Annotated in this window: 20 protein-coding genes; 9 read left to right on the top strand and 11 right to left on the bottom strand. The window is 38.2% G+C overall.

All coding sequences use genetic code 11. The annotated features are described in order from the left end of the window. Positions 1 to 41 precede the first annotated feature (41 nt). The 5 genes from P0Y49_04930 to P0Y49_04910 form a co-directional block, all read right to left on the bottom strand. A complete protein-coding gene (locus tag P0Y49_04930; protein WEK20481.1) occupies positions 42 to 611 on the bottom strand; it encodes a hypothetical protein in 570 nt (189 codons plus the stop codon). A gap of 394 nt (positions 612 to 1,005) precedes the next feature. Further along, on the bottom strand, positions 1,006 to 2,025 hold the full coding sequence (locus P0Y49_04925) for an NAD-dependent epimerase/dehydratase family protein (GenBank protein WEK20480.1): 1,020 nt from the start codon (positions 2,023 to 2,025) through the stop codon (positions 1,006 to 1,008). 81 nt (positions 2,026 to 2,106) lie between these two features. After that, a complete protein-coding gene (locus P0Y49_04920) occupies positions 2,107 to 2,682 on the bottom strand; it encodes a Crp/Fnr family transcriptional regulator (GenBank protein ID WEK20479.1) in 576 nt (191 codons plus the stop codon). 66 nt (positions 2,683 to 2,748) lie between these two features. Next, positions 2,749 to 5,496, bottom strand: coding sequence for a DUF5686 family protein (locus P0Y49_04915; GenBank protein ID WEK20478.1), 2,748 nt, complete (start codon positions 5,494 to 5,496; stop codon positions 2,749 to 2,751). 23 nt (positions 5,497 to 5,519) lie between these two features. Next, on the bottom strand, positions 5,520 to 6,863 hold the full coding sequence (locus P0Y49_04910) for a glycosyl hydrolase family 28 protein (GenBank protein ID WEK20477.1): 1,344 nt from the start codon (positions 6,861 to 6,863) through the stop codon (positions 5,520 to 5,522). 207 nt (positions 6,864 to 7,070) lie between these two features. Here P0Y49_04910 and P0Y49_04905 point away from each other — a divergent pair, with 207 nt between their 5' ends. Continuing rightward, a complete protein-coding gene (locus P0Y49_04905) occupies positions 7,071 to 7,412 on the top strand; it encodes a DUF6122 family protein (GenBank protein ID WEK20476.1) in 342 nt (113 codons plus the stop codon). 86 nt (positions 7,413 to 7,498) lie between these two features. Further along, the gene (locus P0Y49_04900; protein WEK20475.1) at positions 7,499 to 8,854 is read left to right on the top strand and encodes a glycosyl hydrolase family 28 protein; all 1,356 of its coding nucleotides are present in this window, start codon (positions 7,499 to 7,501) and stop codon (positions 8,852 to 8,854) included. On the opposite strand, the gene P0Y49_04895 is transcribed toward P0Y49_04900, so the two are convergent. Next, complete coding sequence (locus tag P0Y49_04895; GenBank protein WEK20474.1) at positions 8,843 to 9,805, bottom strand: helix-turn-helix domain-containing protein; 963 nt, start codon at positions 9,803 to 9,805, stop codon at positions 8,843 to 8,845. The genes P0Y49_04900 and P0Y49_04895 overlap by 12 nt on opposite strands. A gap of 227 nt (positions 9,806 to 10,032) precedes the next feature. Here P0Y49_04895 and P0Y49_04890 point away from each other — a divergent pair, with 227 nt between their 5' ends. After that, positions 10,033 to 14,487, top strand: coding sequence for a YDG domain-containing protein (locus P0Y49_04890; GenBank protein ID WEK20473.1), 4,455 nt, complete (start codon positions 10,033 to 10,035; stop codon positions 14,485 to 14,487). Between the two features lie 18 nt (positions 14,488 to 14,505). Then, positions 14,506 to 15,396, top strand: a complete 891-nt coding sequence (locus P0Y49_04885; GenBank protein ID WEK20472.1) for a PorP/SprF family type IX secretion system membrane protein — start codon at positions 14,506 to 14,508, stop codon at positions 15,394 to 15,396. Between the two features lie 497 nt (positions 15,397 to 15,893). Here the strand turns inward: P0Y49_04885 and P0Y49_04880 are convergent, their stop codons facing one another. The 4 genes from P0Y49_04880 to P0Y49_04865 all read right to left on the bottom strand — a co-directional run bounded on the left by P0Y49_04880 (position 15,894) and on the right by P0Y49_04865 (position 18,739). Continuing rightward, on the bottom strand, positions 15,894 to 16,331 hold the full coding sequence (locus P0Y49_04880; protein ID WEK20471.1) for a DUF2251 domain-containing protein: 438 nt from the start codon (positions 16,329 to 16,331) through the stop codon (positions 15,894 to 15,896). A gap of 5 nt (positions 16,332 to 16,336) precedes the next feature. Further along, the gene (locus P0Y49_04875; GenBank protein ID WEK20470.1) at positions 16,337 to 16,975 is read right to left on the bottom strand and encodes a hypothetical protein; all 639 of its coding nucleotides are present in this window, start codon (positions 16,973 to 16,975) and stop codon (positions 16,337 to 16,339) included. Positions 16,976 to 17,186: 211 nt separating this feature from the next. Next, positions 17,187 to 17,873 carry a hypothetical protein gene (locus P0Y49_04870; protein WEK20469.1) on the bottom strand — a complete coding sequence of 229 codons (687 nt, stop codon included), beginning with the start codon at positions 17,871 to 17,873 and terminating at the stop codon, positions 17,187 to 17,189. Beyond that, positions 17,870 to 18,739, bottom strand: a complete 870-nt coding sequence (locus tag P0Y49_04865) for a hypothetical protein (GenBank protein WEK20468.1) — start codon at positions 18,737 to 18,739, stop codon at positions 17,870 to 17,872. Before P0Y49_04865 ends, P0Y49_04870 begins: the two co-directional genes overlap by 4 nt. Before the next feature lie 225 nt (positions 18,740 to 18,964). Between P0Y49_04865 and P0Y49_04860 the strand changes: the two genes are divergently transcribed. Genes P0Y49_04860 through P0Y49_04850 form a run of 3 tightly spaced genes read left to right on the top strand, consistent with a single transcriptional unit; the run spans position 18,965 to position 22,261 of the window. Then, the gene (locus P0Y49_04860) at positions 18,965 to 20,605 is read left to right on the top strand and encodes an AAA family ATPase (GenBank protein ID WEK20467.1); all 1,641 of its coding nucleotides are present in this window, start codon (positions 18,965 to 18,967) and stop codon (positions 20,603 to 20,605) included. Continuing rightward, positions 20,592 to 21,746, top strand: coding sequence for a UvrD-helicase domain-containing protein (locus tag P0Y49_04855; protein WEK20466.1), 1,155 nt, complete (start codon positions 20,592 to 20,594; stop codon positions 21,744 to 21,746). The genes P0Y49_04860 and P0Y49_04855 overlap by 14 nt, the downstream gene beginning before the upstream one ends. Positions 21,747 to 21,790: 44 nt before the next feature. Continuing rightward, the gene (locus P0Y49_04850; protein WEK20465.1) at positions 21,791 to 22,261 is read left to right on the top strand and encodes a hypothetical protein; all 471 of its coding nucleotides are present in this window, start codon (positions 21,791 to 21,793) and stop codon (positions 22,259 to 22,261) included. A gap of 41 nt (positions 22,262 to 22,302) precedes the next feature. Here P0Y49_04850 and P0Y49_04845 read toward each other — a convergent pair whose 3' ends face one another. Beyond that, positions 22,303 to 22,974, bottom strand: a complete 672-nt coding sequence (locus tag P0Y49_04845) for a hypothetical protein (protein WEK20464.1) — start codon at positions 22,972 to 22,974, stop codon at positions 22,303 to 22,305. 319 nt (positions 22,975 to 23,293) lie between these two features. Here P0Y49_04845 and P0Y49_04840 point away from each other — a divergent pair, with 319 nt between their 5' ends. Next, a complete protein-coding gene (locus P0Y49_04840; GenBank protein ID WEK20463.1) occupies positions 23,294 to 24,349 on the top strand; it encodes a nucleoid-associated protein in 1,056 nt (351 codons plus the stop codon). After that, complete coding sequence (locus P0Y49_04835; GenBank protein WEK20462.1) at positions 24,339 to 25,532, top strand: hypothetical protein; 1,194 nt, start codon at positions 24,339 to 24,341, stop codon at positions 25,530 to 25,532. The genes P0Y49_04840 and P0Y49_04835 overlap by 11 nt, the downstream gene beginning before the upstream one ends. Positions 25,533 to 25,764 lie beyond the last annotated feature (232 nt).

The raw sequence follows: 25,764 nt of genomic DNA, 5'->3' as shown, positions 1-25,764 counted from the left end.
AAAACCTTGCACCGTCATCAAGTGTCGCTATATTTTATTGACTATTTATCTATTATATCTCCTTCTATTATTGTGTAAATTCTATTCAAACTATCTTTTTTTGTCGCAGAATTTTTGTTTATAAAGCGCAACTTACTGTTAGCTAAAAATGATCCACCTGATCTTTCTAATATTCCAATCCTATTAAAACTTACATCAAAATTTGAACTCGTACTAAATTTTCCGTTTTCTTTGATCTCGAAAAATACAACTCCATCCAATGGTCTAACCTTTGTCGATGAAGGTAAATTATTAATTTTCAGTTCTACCTTACCTTTATAACCCAAAGGAACAACCAAAACGAATAAGTCAACCTTATAAAGGTATCTAAAATAAAAAAAAGACGTTAAAATCAACCAGAGAAGTATTGATATTTTGACCCATATACGATTGATAATTTTAAAATGATTAGACATTAAAAACAAAACAAAAAACAGCGCATAAGCAATCATCCCATGAATAAATAATTTAAAACTTATAAAACGGGAGAAAAGTTCGTAAAGGAGTATTAAAACACCAATAGCAGCAGAAATATAAAAAAAAATGTTAGTTAGCTTTTTTGAGTCCTTCATCTGCTTTTTTGTCTATTATTCATATTATCAAGATCATTTATTCCTCTTGACGTTCCTGATTTTATAAAACTTCCTACAACTATCGATATCCCAACTAGCTGCAATTTTTAGTGCTACATAAAGAACTTCTTTTTCTGTAAAGTTAATGCTTTATTTGAAATGGTGAACCACTTCTTTAAACCGCATTGTGGAAAACAGAAATTCTTGCAGTCTGAGTATGACATTGGTCTGTTCCAGTAAATCAATCTCTTAGGATCTTTAAAAAAAATCATTTTTTGGAAAGGAAGCAGTTTTATATTGTTAAACGAATAACCTCCCTGAAATTAACCGGGAGATTATTGTAACAGAGATATTAGTTAATCTTTAATTTATGAAAAGCGCGAAGTGAAGTCTTTTATTTTCCCAGTAACTGCTTGTTTTCAACCAAATATTTTAGAGCTTCCTCAACTGCCTGTTCCGGCTTTTTCGGGTTAAAGCCCAATTCGGTTCGGGCCTTTGAAATATCGAAATTTTGCTGCAAACCAGAGAACATAGCAATATCCTTTCGTGTTAACACAGGGGCTTTTCCACTTAATCTTGCTGTAAGTTCCATTAATCCCGCCATAGCGAACAGTAAAGGTTTAGGAACAGCTCCTGGCATTTTCAATTTCAGTTCGGGATAAAGGTTGCTGGCAAGTAAATTAGTATCGGTGATGGTCATACATTGCTCATTAGCCAAAATATAACGTTCCCCGTCTCGCCCCTTTATTGCTGCAAGATAACAACCTTGCGCTACATCTTTTACATCTATCCAGTTCAACGTGATTTTCGTATCTACAGGAATTTCCTTATTTAATATTAGTTTTAGTATGCCGTAAGAAACATTTAAAGGCAGAAAGGCTTCACTGCCAATCATTGCTGCCGGCATAACCGATACCAATTCTATTCCAAGTTCCTTTGCCAGGCTAAATGCCAGTTTTTCTCCATCATTTTTAGAATTATAGTACATATCCCTACGATCCGGATTATAGCCATAACTTTCTTTTGTTGGCAATTTAGTGTAATCCAATGCCGCAATCGAACTCACATATACAATGCGTTTTACGCCAGCTTCAGCTGCTGCTTCAATAGTGTTTCTCGTACCCAGAATATTGACATCGTAGATTTCTTTCTTTGGGTCTTTTGCCCAAAGCTTGAATGATGCACCCACCGCATAAAAGGTTTCTACACCTTGCAATGCCCTTACAAACGAAGCCTTGTCCGTAATATCTGCCTGAACTACTTCGCAATCCAACCCTGCAAAAGGTTCTTTGTTCTTTATGTTTCTTACTGTTGCCCTTACGGCTATTCCTTTTTTGATTAGCAGGCGAACTAAATTATTGCCCAAATGTCCATTTGCTCCGGATACCAAGGCTAAACCATTTTTTGTCATCATATTTTCTTTTAATATCCGACAAAGTTCAGCAGCCTGAATCCGAGTCTACTTGACTTTTGTTAGTTAATAGGGCTTTGGAAATTAGCTGGTCATTTTCCGGCGTATGCGGCTCAGGCTTTCAGGTTTCATCCCCAGGAAAGATGCAATGTATGAAACCGGCACATTGTGCAAAATATCCGGATGTTCTTCCATCAGTTTACGATACCGTTGTTCTGCGGATAAAGTTGCTAATTCCCTTGATCTGTTTTCGTTGTAAGTAATAGATTGCTGAAAGACAGAAATACTGAAATCCTTTATTGAAGAACTTTTAGAAGTGATTTCATCCAGTCCATCCTTAGTAATACGAAGCAGTTCACATTCGGTAATACATTCCACATTTTCATCAGATTTTGTCTGGTTGATGAAGTTGGAGTAGGATGTGAAGAATCCCGGAGGACAGTTAATATGTGTAGTTACTTCATCTCCGTTTTCATTATAATGAAATAAGCGTAAGTATCCGGAGACAATGTAGTAGAGATATTTCGGAGTTTTGCCCTGCTCTTCAATAATCCTATTTTTAGGGAATAATACCGGTTCAAAATATTTTTTGCAAAGTACTATATCAGTATCTGTTAATGCAATCCTTGAAGCAATAAAAGTTAAAAATCTATCTATCATTTTAACAAATGTATTTTTTATTCATCATTTAAATGCTAACAACGAGCATAACAGAAAGCTAATATTTTAAAAACCGGGTGCAATCGTAAATCTTAGGCCAAAAGGAGTAACACCATTATGATCAAGATAAGTCAAACGGCGCACCAGATCTACCTGCAATACCTTAAAAATATTTCCAATACCTACCCCTATCTCCATATAAGGCGCACTGCCTAAAGGAAAGGTTAATGCGGTCCCGTTAGGTCCAACCGGAAATTTATACAGCTCACTGTGATAAACCGGATTGTTTTCATTTCTCAGTCCGCCATAAAGGATCTTAAAGGTCAGGAACTCCCGCAGCTTTAAATGTTTGATGAGCGGTACTTTATTCAAGAGGAAGCCCCCAAAGGCATGTGTTGCATTTAGACCAACATAATGATCACTCACAAACTCCAGAAAGTTCATGTTGTTATAAGCATCCCAATCGTATAGATAAGTCTGGTTGGCTGGTAAAATAGCTAAATACGGAAAGGGTACCTTTCCCAATACAGTACCTCCCAAAAGCGTCATATCAGTATAGCCCAATTGGGACAGGTAAAAACGTTTGCTGATATTGGCACTTAGATTTAAGTAATTGGTAGAGCCATCCAATACACCTTTCATACCATAGCTGGCCTCCATACTAAAAATAGGATATTTGTTTGGGATGGTGTGTCGCCGTTCTGTTCCCCTGAAAATTTGCTCATTTGGTGCATATCGTAAGTCCAGCTGAAGTTCGGAGGTGGTCAGGCTGTGTACTGGAGGCTGATGGTCTGCCTGAAATATCAATCCAAGTACAGGCTGCTGATTCCAATGCTTAAAACCCAGGTTATACGACAAGTGGTTGTCCAGGTCTTTAATATAATTAATCTTAAAAATCCGATTATACTGCCAAAAATCATTTCTTCCACGCGTAATAGAACCCAAAACACTTTGGAACTTATCAATTAAAAAATTTTCTCCGGGTATATCTGTATCATATTGATAACTGACCTTAAAATAATTGTTAGGATATCCCTGTGGGGAGATCCCGTTAAATGAATACATCACCCCAATATCAAATTTTTGCTTTTCATCTTTAAATCCGTAGGCGGTATAGCCTTCCAAATAGATATGTTGGTTAAACGAGGAGGTTGTTCTGCCACCAATTGCAACCCTACTACCTTCAAGGGGATTAAATGAATAAAAACTTCCATTAGGGCCAAGTTCTACAGGTCCCAAATCTGCATAAGAAGCCAAAACAAATTTAGCCATCCATATGGTTCTTTTGAATGATGGCATATTTTGGAGGCTATCCAAATGATGGTAAACTTGTGTCTGTGCTAAGCGCAAGGTATCTGTACGATGGGTTGCCCAAAAATCGGGATTGTCTTGTTTCTGGTCCGGAGCTTGTTGTTCACTCTTTCCCTCATAAAATTCAGCAGGTTTCGGCAACTCAAGTTTATAATTGCTAAAAAAAACAGTCCTATCTCCAAAGATCTTTAGGCCTTTCGCTTTCATCAGACCAAAATCAGACTTTACATTGCTTTTTACCAGGTAAAAGCGCCCATCAGGATACTGCTTAAAATCCTGGTCAATATCCATTCTGCGGACAAAATTAATATTGATGTGCTTGTTTATTTCAAGATGATCAGATTTTACGGCATATCTGCCATCCATCGTGATGTATAGTTTACCTTCAAATAAAAGATCGCCCAGATTTCTGGGGGTAAAGCTAATCTCAATTAATTTTTCATTGCCATTTTTTATCGTATCTGTAATAAAATATTTATAAAAATCCTGCGCATGGTCTGCTATTGGGCTAAGAAACTGATTTGTTAGTATAAAAATATTATTGGCGTAGATATCCGGGGTTCCATACAACCTGTTCAGGTAAAAATCCAGGGCATCGTTATCAATAAATGCGCTGTAGTTTACTTCTTTATGTGCCTTAAGCATGTTTATTTTTTTAGCCGGTTCCCTGCGGGAATAGACTTCCGAATATTTTTCGGCCATGTAAACCGGTAAAGCGGTCCTTACAGAATCGTCAATGACCATGCTGGTATCTAAAAGAAACTTGTACTTATTGAACACACGCGAATTCAAGAATTTCTTTGATAAATCAAAAAGCGAAAAACCAATCCGCTCGTACTGATCATATTGTAAATAATCCGCATTTAACATTCTATTGCTTTCTTTATGCGCAATTACCTCTTCAATTAATGTTACAGCAGGATTGTCTTTATTGTGGTAACGTTTTTTTTTGCCGGCATTGACCATTACTTCCTGTAACTGCGTTTTGCTTTCTTCCATAAATACATTGCGTATTTGCGACTGCCCTGGCTTAATGGCTATAATTATGGTTTTATAATCTACATGAGAGAACTTTATTTGTGAACAGGCAACTGATGTACTTAAAACAAATTTTCCCTGATCATCCGTTTGGGTTGCATTGGAGTTGCCAATAAATTCGACAGTAATATCAGCAAGAGGCAGCTTTGATGCTGCATCAAGTACCTGCCCGGCAACCTTTGTCTCTAATGTAGTGTTCTTTATATTGTCGCCCGGTTTCAAAGTCGTCGTTTTTGACTGTGCCGAACTCATTAACGGAACAAATAAAAATAGAAATGAAACACAAAACAGGGAAAGAATTTTCATAAATTCTGGTACATAATGGGATTCTATTGTATAAATTAAAAGAACAATCTGGATTAAAACTGTAGTTGTTTTAATTACTTCTAGCAAAACAGATCTACCAAAATAACCAAAGCCCGGAATCGACAGATTCCAGGCTTTAGAAGACAAATAAGATGCCATTAATATCTTATTGCAAAAAAGAATTATTGAGCTGCACCGGTAGTTAAATTAATACCTGTAATATTGGAAGAACCATATGTGCTGGTAAATGCATTTCCACTAGACACAGTTATTTTAGATCCATTGATAAAAGATGCGCCATTGATATAGTTTGCAGTTAAGCCTGTGCTCGCTGTAATTTTAACATTATCAAAAATAAGATCACCCATCGGCTTTTCCGGAACAGCCCATAAAATACCGGCCTTAGTTGCGCCCGTTGCTGTAATATTTTTGAAAGTAATGTGCTTCCATACCGGTGTGGTACTGGTTACTGGTTGAGCAGTATCGCCTGATGCACTTGATGGGATAGTGTTGTCAGGGTAGTACTCACAAAGATTAATTGGATTGGGCACGTTTGTCATCGTTAGATTTGAATAGGTCAAATATTGAACTGTCCCACTTCTGGTACGATTAGATTTGATATGCACTCCATTAGAAGTACCATTAAATGTACAATTATCCACTGTTATATGATCTATATCGGCTGCATAACTGCCAATTGATAAACCGTGTCCTGCACCAAAAGTACAACCGGAGATGGTCACATAGGTACTATTATTATTCATTGCAATGTTATCATCACCACAACTGATATTACAATTGGTGATATTAATATTTGGCGACCAGGTGTCAATCCCATCAGTGTTGGGAGATGTAGAAGGTGAATTGATCGTAACTCCGGAAATAGTAACACTATTATTTTTCTTTCCTACACCAATATGACTATTAGGTGCATTTTGAATTGTAATTCCTGAAATCTCAACAGTGGTAGCGCTGGTAAAACCAATCATAGCAGGCCGTGCAATTGCTGCACCAGCTGCCTTTGAGGTATTATATGCACTCCACCAGGCAGCGCCCTGCCCCTCTAAAGTCCCTGAACCACTAATTTTAACGTTAGTTAATCCTGTAAAATCAATAAATGAGGCTACATCAGCCGTACTACCCGAACCTGGATAATCTGAATAGGCTAATGCTTTTAGCACTGCGCCACTCGATAATTGTAAACCTACATTATTTTTTAACTTAATGGGCCCGCACAAAAATGTTCCGGAAGGTACCACAACTGTACCCCCGCCAGCGCTAGATGCTGCACTGATTGCAGATAGAATTGACGTGGTATTATTCGGCGAGCTTGTACTTGCCCCATAACTTGTTATATCAAAGGTAATTGAAGGAATGATTGGTATTGTTACCGATGCAATCTCGGCTGATTTAGGTATTTCGACAGTTGCCGGCGTAGGCATTTCCACAGTTGAAGATGCTCCATTTTTACTACAACTTGCAACGAAAAGACAGGCTATAGCCAATGTCAAGATTGTTTTTTTCATACTTTGAGTAGTTTTTGTTTATAATTGGTTAGGGTAAAGAACCCGGAAGTGCAACCGCGATTACTTTAACAAAACAAACGTAGGCTCAAACCACCAAAATAAAGTTCAAAAATTAATGTATTAGGTTCAAAAACTAATAGCAATTTGAATAGCAGGGTGTGGCTTACACCCTGCTAATATGTTTTTAATCTTTAGATTTACCAAAATATGAACCCCGATACATTAGCAATACTGAAACCAGTAGTTCACTATAGCCTGCACTTTTTAGCTCCTGGCTTAATTGCATATGTTTTTTTTAGAGATAAATGGAAACAAGCATGGCTTATCATGCTTGCTACAATGCTGGTTGATGTTGACCACTTGTTAGCTACACCAATTTTTGATCCGGAAAGATGCAGTATTGGTTATCATCCTCTTCACTCCTATTATGCAATTGCTGGTTATTTTATATTATTGCTATTTCCTAAAACACGGATAATTGCTGTTGGATTACTCTTTCATATGTTTACAGATTGGCAGGATTGCCAATGGTTATTATTTACTCACTAACAATTGCTGTTTGTTTATCAAAACAGCATTCAATAAAATAATTATATTTACTAGCCGTGAACGATACCATTAAACCACACTAAATTATGACCATACGAAAAAATAAACCAACGATACTACTCATATTTTCCATCCTAGTAACCTTAAATACTTTTGCTCAAGAAGTATTCCCAGACGGCACACAAATACCGGATTGGTTTAGGCAAAACAAACCTACCGATATAACTAAACTGGGTAAGCAATATCGTATTACAGACTATGACCTTACAAATGACAGTACCATCGTTCAGACGAAAAAAATACAGGCGGTGATTGACAAAGCTAATGAAAATGGTGGCGGTGTGGTGGTCATTCCCAAAGGGACTTTTCTTAGCGGATCACTATTTTTCAAAAAGGGTACCCACCTATATCTTGAAGAAGGTGCCAAACTAAAAGGTAGCGATGACATCAGTAATTTCCCTCTTCTGATGACACGTATAGAGGGGCAGACATTAAAATATTTCGCTGCTCTGATAAACGCTGACGGATTGGATGGATTCACAATTTCGGGTAAAGGAATTATAGATGGTAACGGGCTGAAGTACTGGAAAGCCTTTTGGCTAAGGCGGGAGTTCAATCCAAAATGTACCAATATGGATGAAATGAGGCCTAGACTTCTATATATCTCAAACAGCAAAAACATTCAGGTTTCGGGTGTAAAATTAATAAACTCGCCTTTCTGGACAAGTCACTTTTACAAGTGTAAATATGTAAAACTACTCGACCTACACATCTATTCTCCCAAAGATCCTATCAAAGCTCCGAGTTCCGATGCTGTGGATATAGATGCCTGCAAAAATTTCCTTATTAAAAATTGCTATATGTCTGTAAATGATGACGCTGTAGCACTCAAAGGTGGCAAAGGCCCGCTTGCCGATAAAGATGAAAATAACGGTGGCAACGCCAATGTAATCATCGAAGACTGTACTTACGGATTCTGTCATGGAGCATTAACCCTGGGAAGTGAGTCTATCTATAACCACAATATCATCCTGCGCCGTATCAACATACAAAACGCAGAGCGCCTACTTTGGCTTAAAATGCGCGGTGACACACCCCAGACTTACGAGTATGTACTAGTAGAAGATATCAAAGGTAGTAACATAGAGAATTTTATATACATCCGCCCATGGACGCAGTTCTTTGACCTTAAGGGCGAGAAGGACTTAAGAATGTCTTACTGCAGAAACATAACCATGCGTAATATTACATTAGACTGTACTAATTTTTTTAATGTAGGGCTGCCAAATAATGGTGATCAGGTGAATGGCTTTAAGTATACCCTATCAGATTTCACATTTAAAAATCTGAATATAACTGCTAAAGATCCGAAAATAGATACATCTGTGATAAAGAATTTCAAACTGACAAACGTAACTGTCAATGGGAGTTCAGTCTTTTAATTTTAAATACCTATATGGAGCCAAACCAGTATGTTTTTTAAATTGACTGAAAAAAGAACTTCTGGAAGAAAAACCCGCTTCAAAACCCAGGCCATCTAAACTATACTGCACTAAACTCCCATTAACAGCTAACTGCTCAAGCACATATTTCATTCTATGGGTATTGATAAACTCATTGAAATTTTGATTAAAATAGACATTCAGCAGATGAGAAAGCTGATGGGAATTCATATTTAATTTAGCCGCTAACTGTGTCAACATCAGTTTTTTTTGTCTGAATGGTTTTTCTGATTCCATGTAACTTTCAACTTCCTTTTTGGTTAAAGTTAGTGTATCCTCCTTTTTACTGTTCAAATTCACAATCTTCTTTAGTGTATCAATTTTTATGTTCAAAAAAGAAGCTGCCACATCCAGGCGAATCAGCTCAGCATGATGTGGATAGGCGCTTAAAAAAAAGGCATATTTATCTGTCGCCGTTCCAATCCTGAAGAAAATAGAGCGATGATGTGCCATTTGATAATAAAGTTGCATCACTTTTTTCATGATAATGTTCATTTCCGGATATCTGGAAGTAAAACACTCGACATCAACTACATGCAAACCCAATAATATTGCATCCTCTTCAGCTTTGATGTCTTCTGTTGCCGAAGCACTTCCATAGAGTCCTTCAATTGCCGAAACAAACTCTCCTTTAACAGAAATGAAGCTTGTAATTTCACAAGTATTAGTCCCGGCACGACCGGTAAGGATTCCCTCAATAATGAAATAAATGTAATAGCTATGACTCCCCTTCCTTAACAAATACTCGTCTTTTCTGACTTCAACTTCAAAGCAGCGCGCAGTGAACTCAGCTTTGAGATCCGAACTCAGGGGATGAAAATGATCCAGACATTCAAACACAAACTGTAAATGTTTGGGATCAGCTTTTTTATGAAATATTGTAGGTGGCATAGAGGAGTAAAAATATCGGATAAAGAAACCAGTAGTATAAAAAAAGTTGTCTACGATTATATGATTGGACTACTTAACTGCTAACTACAGGTTTATATATAAACCTAAAAATTACTTTTGAACAAATTTCAACAAACAAACCATAACATATAGATAATTTATATAAAAATTTTAGGATTAAAATTTATTAATTTAACAATAAACAAACTGCTAAAATAATCCAATTTATGAAAAAAAAACTACTCTATTTTAACCATCTATTTAAGAGTGGCATAATCATTTTAGTGCTTTTACTGTTTGCTTTTAAACAAACAAAAGCCCTAACACTTGCCGCAGGGGACATTGCATTTATTGGCTGTGAAACGCGCATTTTACCTGCTAATTACACAACTTCGAATGTTAACGGCACCGTTGCGGCCACTGCGCCAACAGTGACAAGTTCTGCGGCGACAACTATTGGTGCCGTGAAAGCTACTTTAGGTGGTGATGTTACTGACGATGGTGGCTCAGCTGTTACCGAGCGTGGCATAGTATGGTCAGTAACTGCCAATCCTACTACTGCTGACAATAAAATCACTATCGGATCTGGTACAGGCTCCTTTAGCACCCTTGCCAGTTCACTTCCTCCGGGAACCCTTATTAATTTCAGAGCTTATGCAATTAACGGTATCGGAACCAGCTATGGAACCAACCTGACATTTACCACTGGCGCATCTTTATCAGCTACGACATCAATAACCAACGTTTCCTGCAATGGAGGTAATAATGGTTCTGCTAAAGCGACGGTATCCGGGGGAGTATCTCCTTATACTTATTCCTGGTCACCATCAGGAGGTACAAATCCAATAGCGTTGGGGCTTTCGGCCATTACGTATACTTGTACAATTACAGACGATGAAGGCACTACCATTACAAAGAGCCTGAAACCCACACAACCGCTAAGCGCTCTGGCTGCCGTTACGGCAAAAACCAATGTCAGTTGTAATGGAGCCGCTAACGGTTCCGCTACTGTGGTGCCTTCTGGTGGTACAGCACCTTATTCCTATTCATGGGCCCCTTCGGGTGGTACAGCTGCTACCGCCTCTGGTTTAAGCGTAGGTCCTTATATCTGTACCATCACCGATGCCAATAACTGTTTCATTACCAGAAATTTCACGATTACACAACCAACGGCTTTAACGGCTACAACTTATCCTACAAATGTTTCCTGTAACGGTGGGTCGAATGGAGCAGCTATAGTTAATGTTTCAGGAGGTACACCACCTTATTCCTATTCATGGGCTCCTTCAGGAGGTACAGGCTCTACCGTTACCGGTTTAGTTGCCGGTACCTATACTTGTACTATTACCGATAACTATGCTTGTAGGATAAGCAAAACAGTTGAAGTTACTCAACCAGATCCTATAACCGCTACTACAACTTCAACAAATGTCCGGTGTAACGGTACTGCTACAGGTTCCGCTTCTGTTACCGCTTCCGGTGGTACAGGACCTTATTCTTATGCATGGACTCCTTCGGGTGGAACGGCTGCAACAGCCTCAGGCTTAATAGCGAGAACTTATACCTGTACCATCACCGACGCCAATGTCTGTTCCATTACAAAAGAGGTAATAGTTACACAACCAGATCCTATAACCGCTACTATAACTTCAACAAACGTCCTCTGTAACGGTACTGCTACAGGTTCCGCTTCTGTTACCGCTTCCGGTGGTACAGGACCTTATACTTACGTATGGGCGCCTTCGGGTGGTACTGCGGCAACAGCCAATGGGCTAACACCAGGTGATTATACCTGTACCATTACCGACGCCAATAACTGTTCCGTTGCGAAAACTGTGACAGTTACGCAGCCATCGGCTTTAATTGCCTCTGCTGCTAAAACAGATGTAGCGTGCAACGGCAGTGCTACAGGTATTATCTTGATCAATCCATCTGGTGGCACAACTCCTTATACATATTTATGGTCTAACGGAGGTACAACTGCAATGATTACGGGACTTGCAGCCGGTACTTATAGTTGTACAGTTACTGACGCAAAAAACTGTACGATAACAAAATCATATACCATTACGCAACCATCATCTGCGCTAACAGCAACCACTTCTTCCACTGGTGTTTTCTGCAACGGCGGATCAAATGGAACAGCTACAATTACTACTTCCGGAGGTACCGCACCTTATACTTACGCATGGGCTCCTTCAGGTGGAACGGCTGCAACAGCCACTGGTTTAGCAGCAGGTACTTATACCTGTACCATTACCGACGCCAATGCTTGTTTCATTACAAAAACGGTGACCGTTACACAACCTGTTGTGTTAACAGCTACCATTACTTCGGTAAATGCGGGCGCAAACGGAAGTGATGGTTCAGCAACCGTAGTTGCCGCGGGTGGAAACAGCCCTTACAGCTATACATGGTCGCCAGCAGGCGGTAGTGCAGCTACCGCAACAGGATTGGGCAAAGGTACATACACCTGCACAATTACAGACGCAAACGGATGTTCGACCACAAAATCTGTTACAGTTCTTGAACAAGCAGTCATCAGTGGATTTAGCATTGCTGACCAGAATTATGGTTCAACGCTCACCTTAACGGCTCCGGTGAGCAATAGCACTGCCGCCATCAGCTACAGCAGCAGCAACACGGCTGTGGCCAGTATCAGCGGAAATGTAATTACGGCACTTAAGCCGGGTACGGCTACCATCACAGCTACACAGCTTGCAACTGGTAATTATACGGGAGCGACTGCTACTGCAACCCTCACTGTTTTACCGAAAAACATTACCGTTAGTCTGAACAGTACACCAGCGATTAGCAAAACTTACGATGGCAATACTTCGGCAACCCTATCTGCGGCCAATTATACCCTTAATGGATTACTAGGTACAGATGTAGTTAATGTTTCAGGAACAGCAACATACAACAACAAGAACTCAGGAACCGGTAAAACAATTACTGCCGGCAACTTTATACTTACAGGATCGGAAAAGGATTATTATACCCTGACTACCGTTAATGCTACGGTTAATGGTACCATCCTAAGCAAAACACTGACCGCAACTGCGGCTACGGTAAGTAAAACTTATGATGGCAACAGTACAGCAACTGTTAACTTTAATACGCCAACAGGTCTGATAAATACCGAAGATGTGAGCATCGGCTATACCACGGCTACTTATGCTGATAAAAACGCAGGCATCAACAAAGCCATCAGCATTACAGGTCTTAGCTTAACAGGTGCAGACATCGCAAACTATACCTTAAACAGCTTCAGCACTAACGGAACTATATTGCCTAAAGCGCTAACAATTACTGCTGATAATAAGGAGAAATATACAGGTACTGCTAACCCTGCTTTAACAGCTAGCTACAGTGGCTTTGTAAATGGCGAGACCAGTACCATACTGAGCACTCAGCCTTCATTGAGTACTACGGCTACAATTACAAGTCCGATGGGCGATTACCCAATTACAGCTAGCGGGGCGGCCTCGGCCAACTATGCCATCAGTTATGTAGCAGGTAACCTGAAAATCAAAGGCGGCGCACCAACAAGTATTACCCTTGCTGGCGTAACACTTTACGAGAACAGCCCTGCAGGTACCAATGCAGGTACTTTAAGCAGTACTTCGGATGATCCATCCGCAACCTTTACCTATACCCTGGTTGCAGGTGCAGGTGATACCGACAATACATCATTTGCTATCAGTGGCAACAAGATCAACACCTCGGCCGTCCTTGATTACGAAACCAAGCCGGTTTATAGTGTACGTGTGAAAAGCACCACACAATATGGTCTGAGTTTGGAGAAAACATTTACCATCGACCTGACTGACGTGAATGAGCCCCCTACCCTGTCCGCTATCGCCAATCAGACAATTTGTTTCACTACAACCGGACAAACCGTAGCCTTGAGTGGCATTTCACCTGGTCCTGAAACAACACAAACTACAACTTTAAGTGTGAGCAGCAACAATGCCGGATTGTTTGAAAGTCTAATAGTAACAGGCACAGGTTCTACCGGTACCGTTAACTATCGTTTAAAAGCTGGTATGCTTGCGGGAACTGCAACGGTAACAGTAACGGTGAAAGATAACGGTGGTACAGCCAATGGAGGTATAGATACTTATAGCAGAACCTTTATCATTACCGTGAATGCCTTACCTGTTATTTCTATCAACAGTGATAAAGGTATCCAGATCAGTAAGGGAGAAAGAGTGTTATTAGCCGCTACAGGTGGAACAAGCTACACATGGGGAGCCAACAGCAGTATCATTAGCGGGCTAAACGCTGCGATGGTTGAGGTAAGACCACGAGAAACTACGACCTATACGGTAACAGTGACCAACGCCAGCGGATGCTCGGAAACAAAAACCCTTACTTTAACTGTGTTGGAGGATTACGTAAAAATCAAAGCTACCAATATCATGTCTCCTGACGGCGATGGCATAAATGATAAATGGGTGATTGACAACATTGATTTTTATCCTAACAATGAGGTGAAGATCTTTGACAAAAGCGGTCGTTTCATTTATGGCAAAAAAGGCTACGACAATAGCTGGGATGCTACCCTGAATGGCTTGCCATTAGCTGAAGGTACTTATTACTATGTGATTGATTTCGGAACCAACAAACCAAGTGTTAAAGGCTTCATTACCATTGTAAGAAAAGAACAGACACGTTAAAAAACTGACGAAATATACATGAAAACACTATATAAAACCCTGGCCACAATTGTTTTTGCAGTCAGCACAGGAACATCGGTACAGGCGCAGCTTAACCCGCTATCGGCTCAGTATTATACCAATCAATACCTGATCAATCCTGCCCTGGCAGGAGCGGCCGAAGGATTAAAACTCAATGGTGCTTATCGCAAGCTATGGAGCAATGTACCCGGATCACCTTTAACTCAGAACCTGACTGCCGATTACGGTTTCAAAAAAGTGGGGATCGGTTTAACCATCAATAATGAAAGTGCGGGTTTGCAAAGACAAACCCGCGTAGTAGGTAGCTATGCCTATCACCTGCCCCTAAATGAAAATGGGCATCAACTGCATTTCGGGGTATCGCTGGGCTTCATGAGCCAGCGCCTGGAAAATGCCGATATCTTTGGCAATCCAAATGATCCGACGGTTGGGCTATATAACGACCGTAAAACTTATCTGGATGGTGATTTCGGAATAGCCTATACTTCAGATAAGCTGAACATACAGGCGTCTGTACCCAATCTGAAGAGTGTTCTAAAAAAGGATGTGATCAAACTGGCTGATGTAGCTACATTTTATACTGCTGTAAGCTACAAGATTGGCATCAGTGAAGGAACAGAGGGTATGGACATAGAACCTAAAGTAACTTACCGTGGTGTGAAAGGTTTTGATAACATATGGGATGCTGGTGCACAAATGGGCATTGCAAACAGACAGGTTTACCTACTGGCTATGTACCACAGTACAGAAAATACAACTTTTGGTCTGGGTATGGATTATAAAAAGAAATACCTGATCAGTGGAACCTATACCACACAAACCTCAGCGCTAAGCGCCTACACCAATGGCAGTTTTGAGCTGAACTTAAGATTAAATTTGAGTAAATAATAGAGACTGCTAAGCCCGTTGGAATTCAGCGGGCTTTTATTGATAATTCCAGCTAAAGAAAACTATATCAGCCAGGATTGGTTAAAAGCCGTTTCTATAAAAATAATAAGTTCCCTATTCTTTTTCTTTGCCAGAGAAAATTCAGAGATATTACCAACAAATTAGAAGGAAATAAAAAAGGGAAAAATCTTTTAGAAAGACCTTTCCCTTGATGTGTTCCGAGACTTATTTTTATCGAGAGATTTTTTAGAAGATTTAAAGAGAATAGCAGCCTTAGATTCATTTAGTAAAGTAATATTAAGGGCAACACAATGATATGGAACTTATTAAGTATCTGACGAATTTAAGTCCTGCGAAGTCGTCTTCCTTGTACTTATCTGGAATCTATTTCTGCATGATTTAAGGTTATTAGCAAATTTAGTGTTCTTGAGAGCAGGACAGAATGAATATTACTTTAGGTGAACCTACTCCAAACTTCCCTATCTGACCAAAGTCAATTAGTGATTTAATGCATTTTGTGATCCTGATAACTCAAGAATTAACAAATCTGTAAGTTTTCTTTCTTTAACCTTGTTCCAGGAGCTATTTGTTTCAGGGAAGCCATTTCTACAATAGCCTGCATGATTTTGGAAATCAAACACAGCGTGATAATAATTATTTATAGACAGGAAAGCCTTGGTCAAGTCTACAGTCCATAATATTTTTACAGTGGATGGCTTATCTCTATCCGTAACATTTGCAACGTTATAAATATGAACTCCATCTAACATTTTCAAATCAATATTGCTTCTATCAAGCGCATAGAAATATCCGGTTTCACCATTATCTTCAAACACCACTGCATTATCATTTTCAGCTGTGCTTTCAATAAAAGTATCCTCGCCCACATTAAATATTTGCTCTTCGTAAATGATGAGCTTAGGTTTATTCTCCATAGATCTTACTTTATTGTATTTCTTATTTTCTCACCGAAACACTGCGGACCTATAGCACCACCAGCATATTCCAAAGCTAATTTAGGTTCTATGTAGATATGTGTACAACTTTCATTATAGTAGTTCCTCAAGCTATCGGACATTGGACTTTCAAAGACATTAAAGAAATACATACCCATTCCACTTCTTTTAAAACCGATTTTGGTTGGTTCCCCACTTTCAATCTGAATGCAGTTTGCATTATCGAGCTTTTCTTTTAATTCAACGAGAGTTGCTCTACTCCATCCCATAGGTTTTATTAAACTATCCATTTTCGCAGTCTGCGTTGACAAATCCCATTCCAGAAACATAGGGCTAGTGATATCTCCTGCAGTGGAGTCAAGGGCTTTAATACCAAAACGAAACAATTGCTTATCACCGGAAAATTCAATTTCTACAAAGCGGTTTTTAGGCACAATCTTATTAAAATAATGCTTTAATTCATAAACCTCAACCTTCTTATCTTCGAAACTGGCTTTCAGATCATCAGTAGAATACACTTTATCAAAAAATCCGAAGGCAGAAATAAGAGATACAAACCATATGATAGCGATTAGAATAGAAATGCCAAAAGCAACCAATGTCCATTTTAATATCTTGTTCATTATAGAGTGCTATTAATTCAACACACTAAATTGCAAAAATAATGAAACCTAGTGTCTATATAAAACAAAAATAAATGTACTATCCTTGTTTTAATAATTTGTCTCAAATAAATTGATAAACAATCAAACCTATCAGACCAACTGTAAAGATTATAGACGGATAAGACCGCTGGTCTTCGTATAGCTGCAACTGTATTCACATGAAATAGGTTTAACCGATTACGTTATAAATGCTATAAGGGAAAAATTTTTCTATTTCCTTAGCATTTGCAAACTGCAGCATCTTAACCTCACCCGCGGCGGAATATGATCTTGCGTTAGTTAGTAAACAGTTCCCATAAAATTCATGTAGCTTTTTGAAATGTATCTTAATTCCAGGCAGCGATTTTAGATTATATAAGGACAATATGAAAGCGAATTTATATACTTCGTCTTTAGGTAATACAGCATTTTTTCCCTCTTTGAATTTTGCGTCCATGATGATGATCAGGTCTGAATCTTGAGGGTCGTCCGAAGCTTCAGGCCTCTGGAATGAGATATCAGGATGGTTATTCTCCGAAGGATAAGCACAGCTGATTTTCGTGCCTGCGCAAATCTGAAAAGCCATTTCATCTTCTTTGAAAGCGTGAAACCTTGGTTTACCTTTTTTCAATGCGGCCGCCTGGGGAAATTTGTATTTAAAATTTCCAGTACCTTCTACAAACCTAATGTCGTAACTATCTCTTAGGTCAACGATCAAGCATACATAGCAATAGAATTCATATATATAATTGTCTTCAGCCTTATCGGACATTCTATCTCCAAGTACCGGAGCAAGAATTTCCTTAGAATCCTGCCAAACTGCCCCCTGACTTAGCAGATCGGCATATTGGTTTATATGGTCTAGCAAATCTTTCATATGCGCAGATCGATTGGCCAGGTTTTTCGAGCAAACTTTTTTTCAAAACGTTCTTCCAGCTTTTTATTTTTGGCAACACTTTCCTTAAGATATGCCTTCAGACTTACCTTTTTTTCCAATTCCAGAAGCTGTTCAAAAATCTCTGCCTGTGGTAGGAGGCGGTTGCTAACCTCAGTTTCCGGATTTATGAAGCCTATTTCCGTTTCGTCAACAAGGTCGTTTAACTTTGATTTAATTAGCTTAGAAGTGGCAACAAGCAATTTGCCCCGACTAATAATTCTGGTCTCTATAAATTCGTATAAAAAATCAAGCCCATCGAGAATAGGCACTTCCTTGAAATCAATGGTAGAAAACCTGTCCATGGATTGCAGCATGAATTCGAGTTTGTTCTGACGCGGGATGGAATTGATCAGCTTCCCGAAGACTGTTCTAGTAGCGTAGATCCAGCCATTGATGATCGTTTCATAATCGTCATTTGGGATCTTGCGATACTGACGCTGAAAGTGGGTGGCCGGGTTACCGAAATTATCAACAGATTCTAAACTGTATTCAAGATCGTTGACGGAGTTGTTCTCTCGTAGTTGGTCCTCTACAACGTATTTGAAATAATGGTTATAGGATGGCTTGGGTGGTGGATTACCATTTTTTCTACTTTTAGAAATTTCCTCTTTGCTAGGGAGTATTACCTCTCGCTTCCCTGCCTTTTCCACCAAGGCGGTATTCACGAACCTTAGTCCATTTACTTCAGGTTTGATAATAACCAAAGGGTCACCCTCTGATAAGGTCAGGAATTCATCTTTACTGCTGATGAAAAAATCGCTCTTGTAACCAACTTGCATAAACTGACCATGATCCAGCTCAGGCATCGCCACTAGGCCAGCGTTAATTGTAAAAGCATTTATCATGAGGTGCGGTTAACCATTTAAATAAATGTATGAAAATTTCTATAATCACAATAATGTGCCGAGAATATTCTTACCAGCTCAACAGAGGAACAACTCATCTTGGTTGCTAAGCAAATAATTTGCAATTTAGTTAAACTCAAGAATTCTTGAATTAGGACCAGAAATCTAATATAAAATTAACCTGTCATGCACATTGAAAAAGTAATCATTACGAACTTTAAGTCTTTCCGCGAGAAATTTACACTGGAACTTGGCACAGGGCTTAATATATTAGTCGGCAATAATGAGGCTGGTAAGTCCACGATACTCGAGGCCATCCATCTTACACTATCAGGTCTCTCTAACGGAAGATATTTTAAGAATGAATTATCTGAATACTATTTCAATGCTTCGGCTGTGTCAGAGTATTTGGATAGTCTGAATTCGGGAAATCCTGTGCAGCCACCTAAAATAACGGTTGAGCTTTTTTTCGGTGGAGGAGATCTCCCGGTTTTTCAAGGAGACGGGAATAGCACTCGCCGTAGCGCAAGCGGAGTCTGCATGTCCATTGGCCTATCTGATAAATACCTTGAGGAATATAATGACTATGTTGATGAAGGTACGATCAATGCTTTGCCAATTGAATTTTACGAGATCAATTGGGACACATTCGCACGCGATTCGGTAACGCCACGAAAAATACCGATCAAGTCTGCCCTTATCGACTCGAGCAGTAACCGGTATGTAAACGGCTCTGATGTGTATATGGCCCACATCATTAAAAACCATCTGGATCAGCGACAAAAAAACGAACTGACACATGCGCACCGCAGGCTACAGGGAGAATTCCTGTTAGATCCTTCTGTAAAAAAGGTTAATCAGAGTATTGGGGACATTACCAGAAAATCTCAATACGATAAGCAGGTTGCATTAACTGTTGACCTTTCCTCAATGAACGCCTGGGAATCCGGGTTTCTGACCTGCGTTAATGATGTGCCTTTTCAGCACATTGGTAAAGGAGAACAGGCAGTTATCAAAACTAAACTTGCCCTGGAACACAAAAAGTCAAAAGAAGCAAATATTATCCTTCTTGAGGAACCGGAGAATCACTTGTCTCATGCTAAACTGAATCAGCTCATTAAAGATATTCATGACAAATGCAGCGAGAAACAGATTCTGATCTCTACGCATAGCAGCTTTGTCGCAAATAAGCTTGGTTTGCATAGTCTCATTCTGATTGATAATAAATTTCAGGTCAGACTGAATGATCTACCGGAAAAGACTCAGAATTTTTTTGAGAAAATACCTGGGTATGATACACTGCGCCTGATCTTGTGTAAAAAAGCAATCCTGGTAGAAGGCGATTGTGATGAGCTCTTGGTACAAAGGGCTTACATGGACAGCAACAGAGGTAGACTTCCAATACAAGATGGCATAGATGTAATCTCGGTCGGGACTAGTTTTCTACGTTTTCTTCAAATTGCAGAAAAAATTAAAAAAACCGTTTGTGTGGTTACCGATAATGATGGCCGACTGGACGAACTGAATAAAAAGTACGAAGATTATTTAGGAGCCAACAAAAAGCAGAATATCAAAATTTGTTTTGACGAACATGTTGATTCAGGAACATTAGAGATCAACGGATTTCCTTTCAACTATAATACTTTGGAACCCAAGTTTATCAAAGCTAATAACGTAAATTTAGTTAATAAGATCCTGGGATTAAACAAGTCCGAAGTAGACCTTCATCGGTACATGAAAGCCAATAAAACAGAATGTGCTTTGAAAATTTTTGACACACTGGAAAAAATCAGTTTTCCACAATATATTCTTGATGCCATCGCATAACAATAAATTGATCATATCAGTAGCTGGATCAGGGAAAACGACGTTCCTGATCAATGAAGCGATGAAAGCGAAGTCTGGCCAGATATTGATCACCACATATACAGAAGCCAATGAGCAGGAAATAAAGAATAAATTTATGCAGCTATATAAATGCATTCCCGCTCATGTGACCATCCAAACTTGGTTCTCACTCCTTATCAAACACGGCGTCAAGCCGTTTCAGGGTCAGATATTTCCTGAAAAAATTAATGGAATGATTCTGGTCAATGAGCAGTCTGGCATCAACTATACCACAAAAGCGGGCATCAAGGTTCCCTTTAGTGAAGAAACAGATTTTAAAAACCACTACATGACCACCGGTAATAAACTGTTTTCAGATAAACTTTCGAAGTTTGTTATCAGAGCGAATGAAAAATCAGATGGAAATGTGATTAACAGGCTTGCAAACATTTATACTGAGATTTATATTGATGAGGTTCAGGATTTGGCGGGCAATGACTTGGAATTCATTAAACTGTTGTTAAAAAGTATAGCTAGGATACTCATGGTAGGCGATCCGCGGCAGGTAACTTACCTGACCCACAATGAACGCAAAAACAGCCAATACAAAGAAGGCAACATAAAAAACTTTATTCTGGAAAAATGCAAAAGCCGATGCGAGATAGATGAAGAAACGCTGACTTTTTCTCATCGCAACAACCTGCCTATCTGTGAATTTTCTTCTAGGTTGTACCCGGAATTTAGCCTAAGTAGACCATGTTCCTGCATATCCTGTCGCAGTGTTTCTATTGACCACTTTGGCGTATTTCTAATCAATACTAAAGATCTGGACAACTACAATGCAAAATTTAATCCGACTGTATTACGCTACCAACTGGCCGGCGATGGTGAATGGAACTATGGCGCATGCAAAGGACTTGGCTTCGACAGGGTATTGATTTATCCGACAGAACCCATTATTAAATATTTAAGAGATGGCCTATTAGAAAAAAGCGTTGGCGATAAAAATAAAAAAGCGTTTGACATCGCCAAGCTGTACGTAGCAATGACCCGTGCTCGGTTCAGCGTTGCATTCGTATGTGACAACACCACGGGGGACTTCATACCTGGGATATCCAAATGGTACTACTTAACCAATTAAATTATTAAATCGTCTAATTATAAACCAATTAATTTGCAATCACATTGGAACTAAGAAAAGCTAATGCTACTACTCATGATCAATTGATTCTAAAATATCAGATGATGTCAAATGTGCAGTTAAAGAACATCGAACCTAAATGGGCTTTAGCTAAAGACGAAATCTTCGATCACACCCTATTGCCTGAATACAATCGTTATCTATTCTTTCTTGTAAAGACATCCCAGCTAATGGCAATAGCTCGCTTTAACGAAATTGACAACAAAGTGATTTTTTCAGATAAACCACTTAATAATTTTAGAATTGCCATGATTCTTAACCGATGGGAGAATAACCTTTTTGTTGATCCTCCAACGATTTACTTGCCGGTTGGGACTACAAGCTATGTAGAATTTTCAGACGGAAGACATCGAGCAAAACTATGCGGCCTACTTTGCCATGATGAAATTCCTGTTGCAATAGATAAAGAGGATTTACAGGCCATTAGCAAAATCTTATCGCTCACTCAGCTTTAATTCTAAAAATTTCATCAGCGTTCTCGATGTTTAAAATGTACTTAATCTAAGTATTCATTCAAAAGTTCATCTAAACTGTCAAAATGATTTTGATTTATTCCCCACTTAGGATTTTCGTGATAAGAGTTTAAATGGTCTCCAGTTGTTAAAAGAAAAACATCAACATTTTCTAAGGATCTAATTTGTTCAATGAATTCATCCTGTACGGACTTTCTTATATTACCCTGTGAAACAACAACATAGACAAATTTTATATTTTCCGAAATCGTAATGTGATTTTTCCCTTTTGTTTCACCGTCATTACTTGTTGACCTTTTTCCTTTTATAAGATTTAATTGATCATTTCTCTCTTTTGCTTGATTAAAGAAGTCTTTTCTTTTATAGCCCAAATCTGTTTTTAAATCAAAAAAACAAGTTGCAATATTGTCTTTCGTAATCATTAAATCAGGTCGAATAAGTAAAGCTTTTTTATTGCTTTTATTTTTTAATTCAGTCCCTTTAAATGAAACCGGTGGATCAACATAAATTTTGATTCTTTCTTTATCCGAAACTTTATTAACACAATAACATCCAAATAAATCTTCAGTAATTGAAGAAATTGAATGACTTGTTCCTCGAGATAAAATTTCCGAATTCTTTTCAGGTGTATAAATACACTTTCTGGCACTTAAATATGCGTCTCTAATTTTATTTATAAAATCTAATTGTGTCATCTATTTAGAATGTTCTGTAAATTACCGGCAATGTCCACTACATTTCTTTCTTAGCACAATCATTTTTAACCGCCCATTGTCTGCATGATGTAAATGAGTCATACCTAGATTTATCAACATGATATAAAGTTCTTTGGCAGAATTGCGTAGTCTTTTAGCATATAAGTGTTAATATTTGGTTTTCAAATCTGTAAAATTTATTTGAAAATAACACATCAATCAGACTAATTCGGAATATGGTAATTAGCAGATGGATATTCTCCAATATAGCAACCATCTAAACTACTTTATTATATTTGTTATACTAAAATTTACGCTTATGGTTGAACTATTAAAAAAGGGACATAATCTCAGTGTCTCTAACATCATTGTACACAAGTTGAACAAGGAAGGTGGCAATAAAATCACAAAACTAAAACTAGCTAAGAAAGAACTACTGATAAACGATCAGGAAATTTTCTTTGTTGCTGATGTGAGAAAGACCTTCCAAAACAAATCACATCCTATTTATGGTATTTTCGATGATTCGCTTGTTTTCAACGGCTTCAAAGACAAAATTTCGCAATATCGGTCCGGCGATCTTGATTTTTTGTCGTTTACACATAGGTCCATGGAGCTTTACGAACTTGAGATCAAGAAAAGTGCTCCAGCAACTGGCGCCTTCATGGTATTTGCAGATTATATACTAAAAGATAACGGAGATAGATACATACTTCTTTTTTCTATCAATAACAATGATGGCTATAATCTTAGTGAAGATCTAACCATAAAGCAAATTCTTAATTTAGATTTAAGTAAATTAGATGTAGCCGCCCAAATCAATTTAACCAGATGGGAAAAACATACAGACGGAGATAATGATGGCATTAAGAGTTATCTTTCGTTTATTAAGGGGAAGAAAAACTTATCGGATTATTTCCTAGATTTCATCGGTTGCGCAGATAAAAGCACCAATTCTGACTCCTCTCAAGCAATGGTGACCGCATTGCACGCTTTTCTTACGGAAAAAGGCTTTTCAAGTGAAGAGATAAGGAGTAAAAAAAAGATCGTCTATGATTATTGTAGGACGTGTATTAAGGACAAAAGAGAAGTTCGGCTTAGCCAAATCTCATATCTATTAGATGAAGAAGAACCTAATGCGTTCTCTAATTTTGCGTCATCAGAAGATTATCGTGTAAGTGAGGTAGTCAAGACAGATACAAAGGTATTGAAGTCCCTTCATTTTGTTGATTACCGTAGTAATGATCTAACTCTAATTTTCAATACAGATCTCATTACAAATAAAAGGATTGATTATAATAGCAAAAATAAGACATTATTAATCAAAGATCTACCAGAAGAACTCATCAAAGAGCTAGAGCAAAATGTCAATTGATCTTCATCAGATAGCGACTTTGGTCAAAAACCATTTAACTTTTTCGGATGAAAAGGAGTATCATATTACGCTATCTCCTGATCAAACGCAAAAATCTCTTTTGACAGCACTAGATGATTCAGGATATGTAGAGGAGTTCTCCAACAGTAAGGGGATTATTTTTGCCAATAACATTAAACTTGGAGAAACGATTAAAGTTAAACTCGTTCTATTGCGGCTTGAAAGGTCTGGCTTTTATGATACATTTGGTCGATTTGTAGATGGAAATGCACTAAATGCACCTGAGAATTTTTATCTACGAGATTTAGATTATATGCATGGTGATGGTGAGCAGATTGATTCGGTTAAGGCCTATTTTGCAGGGTTAAAATTGAGTGAATGTTTGAATTCTTTAGCTCGATTTAAAAATGAGGATGACGGTTTAACGCTTTACCTAATGCTGGAGAAGAGTGCAACGTCCTTAAAAGTTTTGAATTCTGTTCAAACAATCACAGGATTAGATTCGACATTACAGGAAGTAAATACTTTCTGTAATGGAATTTATGAAAACATTGAACGTAAAAAGATTTATCAAAAGGAACTCATTGATTTTTTAAATGATTTCGATTTTGACCAAAGATATTCAAAGCTGTGTAAGAACTTTGGAACGTTTTACCAACGATGTGAATCCGCCTACGATTTTTTCTTAAGCGATTTTTCTTATGGAAAATTAAAGCTTGAGCTGGAAAGTGCCGTTTTAGAATATTCGAAGAATATAAGATCAATCATTAATGATTCACAAAATAAACTTATTGCAATACCAGCAGCTTTTCTTATTGCATCTAGCCAACTCTCCTTGGACACCCCTTTTAGCGGCAAAAATATGCTCATCCTAATAGCGTCAATTGTTTTCTCCGTCCTCATAGAGATATTTATCCGAAACCAAGAGAGTTCTGTTACGATATTTACAGACAACATTAAAAACTACAAAACAACTTTTGGTTTCAAAAATCGATCAGTAGATCGACATGCCAACAGTTCACTCAATAATGTTATCAATAAAACTTTCGCCTCAATAGATACAGAACTTACTCATCAAAGAACCAGACTCAATACTATTCGATGGATTAATTGGGGAATATCTATTCTATTGGTTATGACCATTTTGATCAATTATGCAATCGTAAATTTTGGTAAAAAGTGAATTATTGACTACGAAAACGCTCAACTGTTTAATTAACCTGTATATCTTATTGCTTTCAGCAAATCAAAATAATAAATGACTCAAAATAGAATTCAATTTGCAACAAAAAACCTGCTAAGAATAAAGATGGACAAATTTTAATTTTGAATTTCGCAATTCTATTTTGTGTTTTTATTAGGATTTACATCATTATGGATATCCGGAGTTAAAGTTGATGTTTCAGGAATAGTGT

The organism is Candidatus Pedobacter colombiensis, assembly GCA_029202485.1.
In the GTDB taxonomy this organism is placed as follows: Bacteria; Bacteroidota; Bacteroidia; order Sphingobacteriales; family Sphingobacteriaceae; genus Pedobacter; species Pedobacter colombiensis.
The sequence above is the reverse complement of the archived record's forward strand: the minus strand, read 5'-3'. Positions and strand labels throughout refer to the sequence as shown.

What these genes read in the sequence shown, in the direction of transcription:
- P0Y49_04860 (WEK20467.1), top strand. Translation starts at nt 18,965, where the DNA reads ATGCACATTGAAAAAGTAATCATTACGAACTTTAAGTCTTTCCGCGAG.
- P0Y49_04885 (WEK20472.1), top strand. Translation starts at nt 14,506, where the DNA reads ATGAAAACACTATATAAAACCCTGGCCACAATTGTTTTTGCAGTCAGC.
- P0Y49_04855 (WEK20466.1), top strand. Translation starts at nt 20,592, where the DNA reads ATGCCATCGCATAACAATAAATTGATCATATCAGTAGCTGGATCAGGG.
- P0Y49_04890 (WEK20473.1), top strand. Translation starts at nt 10,033, where the DNA reads ATGAAAAAAAAACTACTCTATTTTAACCATCTATTTAAGAGTGGCATA.
- P0Y49_04875 (WEK20470.1), bottom strand. Translation starts at nt 16,975, where the DNA reads ATGAACAAGATATTAAAATGGACATTGGTTGCTTTTGGCATTTCTATT.
- P0Y49_04915 (WEK20478.1), bottom strand. Translation starts at nt 5,496, where the DNA reads ATGGCATCTTATTTGTCTTCTAAAGCCTGGAATCTGTCGATTCCGGGC.
- P0Y49_04900 (WEK20475.1), top strand. Translation starts at nt 7,499, where the DNA reads ATGACCATACGAAAAAATAAACCAACGATACTACTCATATTTTCCATC.
- P0Y49_04910 (WEK20477.1), bottom strand. Translation starts at nt 6,863, where the DNA reads ATGAAAAAAACAATCTTGACATTGGCTATAGCCTGTCTTTTCGTTGCA.
- P0Y49_04925 (WEK20480.1), bottom strand. Translation starts at nt 2,025, where the DNA reads ATGATGACAAAAAATGGTTTAGCCTTGGTATCCGGAGCAAATGGACAT.
- P0Y49_04920 (WEK20479.1), bottom strand. Translation starts at nt 2,682, where the DNA reads ATGATAGATAGATTTTTAACTTTTATTGCTTCAAGGATTGCATTAACA.
- P0Y49_04845 (WEK20464.1), bottom strand. Translation starts at nt 22,974, where the DNA reads ATGACACAATTAGATTTTATAAATAAAATTAGAGACGCATATTTAAGT.
- P0Y49_04930 (WEK20481.1), bottom strand. Translation starts at nt 611, where the DNA reads ATGAAGGACTCAAAAAAGCTAACTAACATTTTTTTTTATATTTCTGCT.
- P0Y49_04835 (WEK20462.1), top strand. Translation starts at nt 24,339, where the DNA reads ATGTCAATTGATCTTCATCAGATAGCGACTTTGGTCAAAAACCATTTA.
- P0Y49_04905 (WEK20476.1), top strand. Translation starts at nt 7,071, where the DNA reads ATGAACCCCGATACATTAGCAATACTGAAACCAGTAGTTCACTATAGC.
- P0Y49_04870 (WEK20469.1), bottom strand. Translation starts at nt 17,873, where the DNA reads ATGAAAGATTTGCTAGACCATATAAACCAATATGCCGATCTGCTAAGT.
- P0Y49_04865 (WEK20468.1), bottom strand. Translation starts at nt 18,739, where the DNA reads ATGCCTGAGCTGGATCATGGTCAGTTTATGCAAGTTGGTTACAAGAGC.
- P0Y49_04880 (WEK20471.1), bottom strand. Translation starts at nt 16,331, where the DNA reads ATGGAGAATAAACCTAAGCTCATCATTTACGAAGAGCAAATATTTAAT.
- P0Y49_04895 (WEK20474.1), bottom strand. Translation starts at nt 9,805, where the DNA reads ATGCCACCTACAATATTTCATAAAAAAGCTGATCCCAAACATTTACAG.
- P0Y49_04840 (WEK20463.1), top strand. Translation starts at nt 23,294, where the DNA reads ATGGTTGAACTATTAAAAAAGGGACATAATCTCAGTGTCTCTAACATC.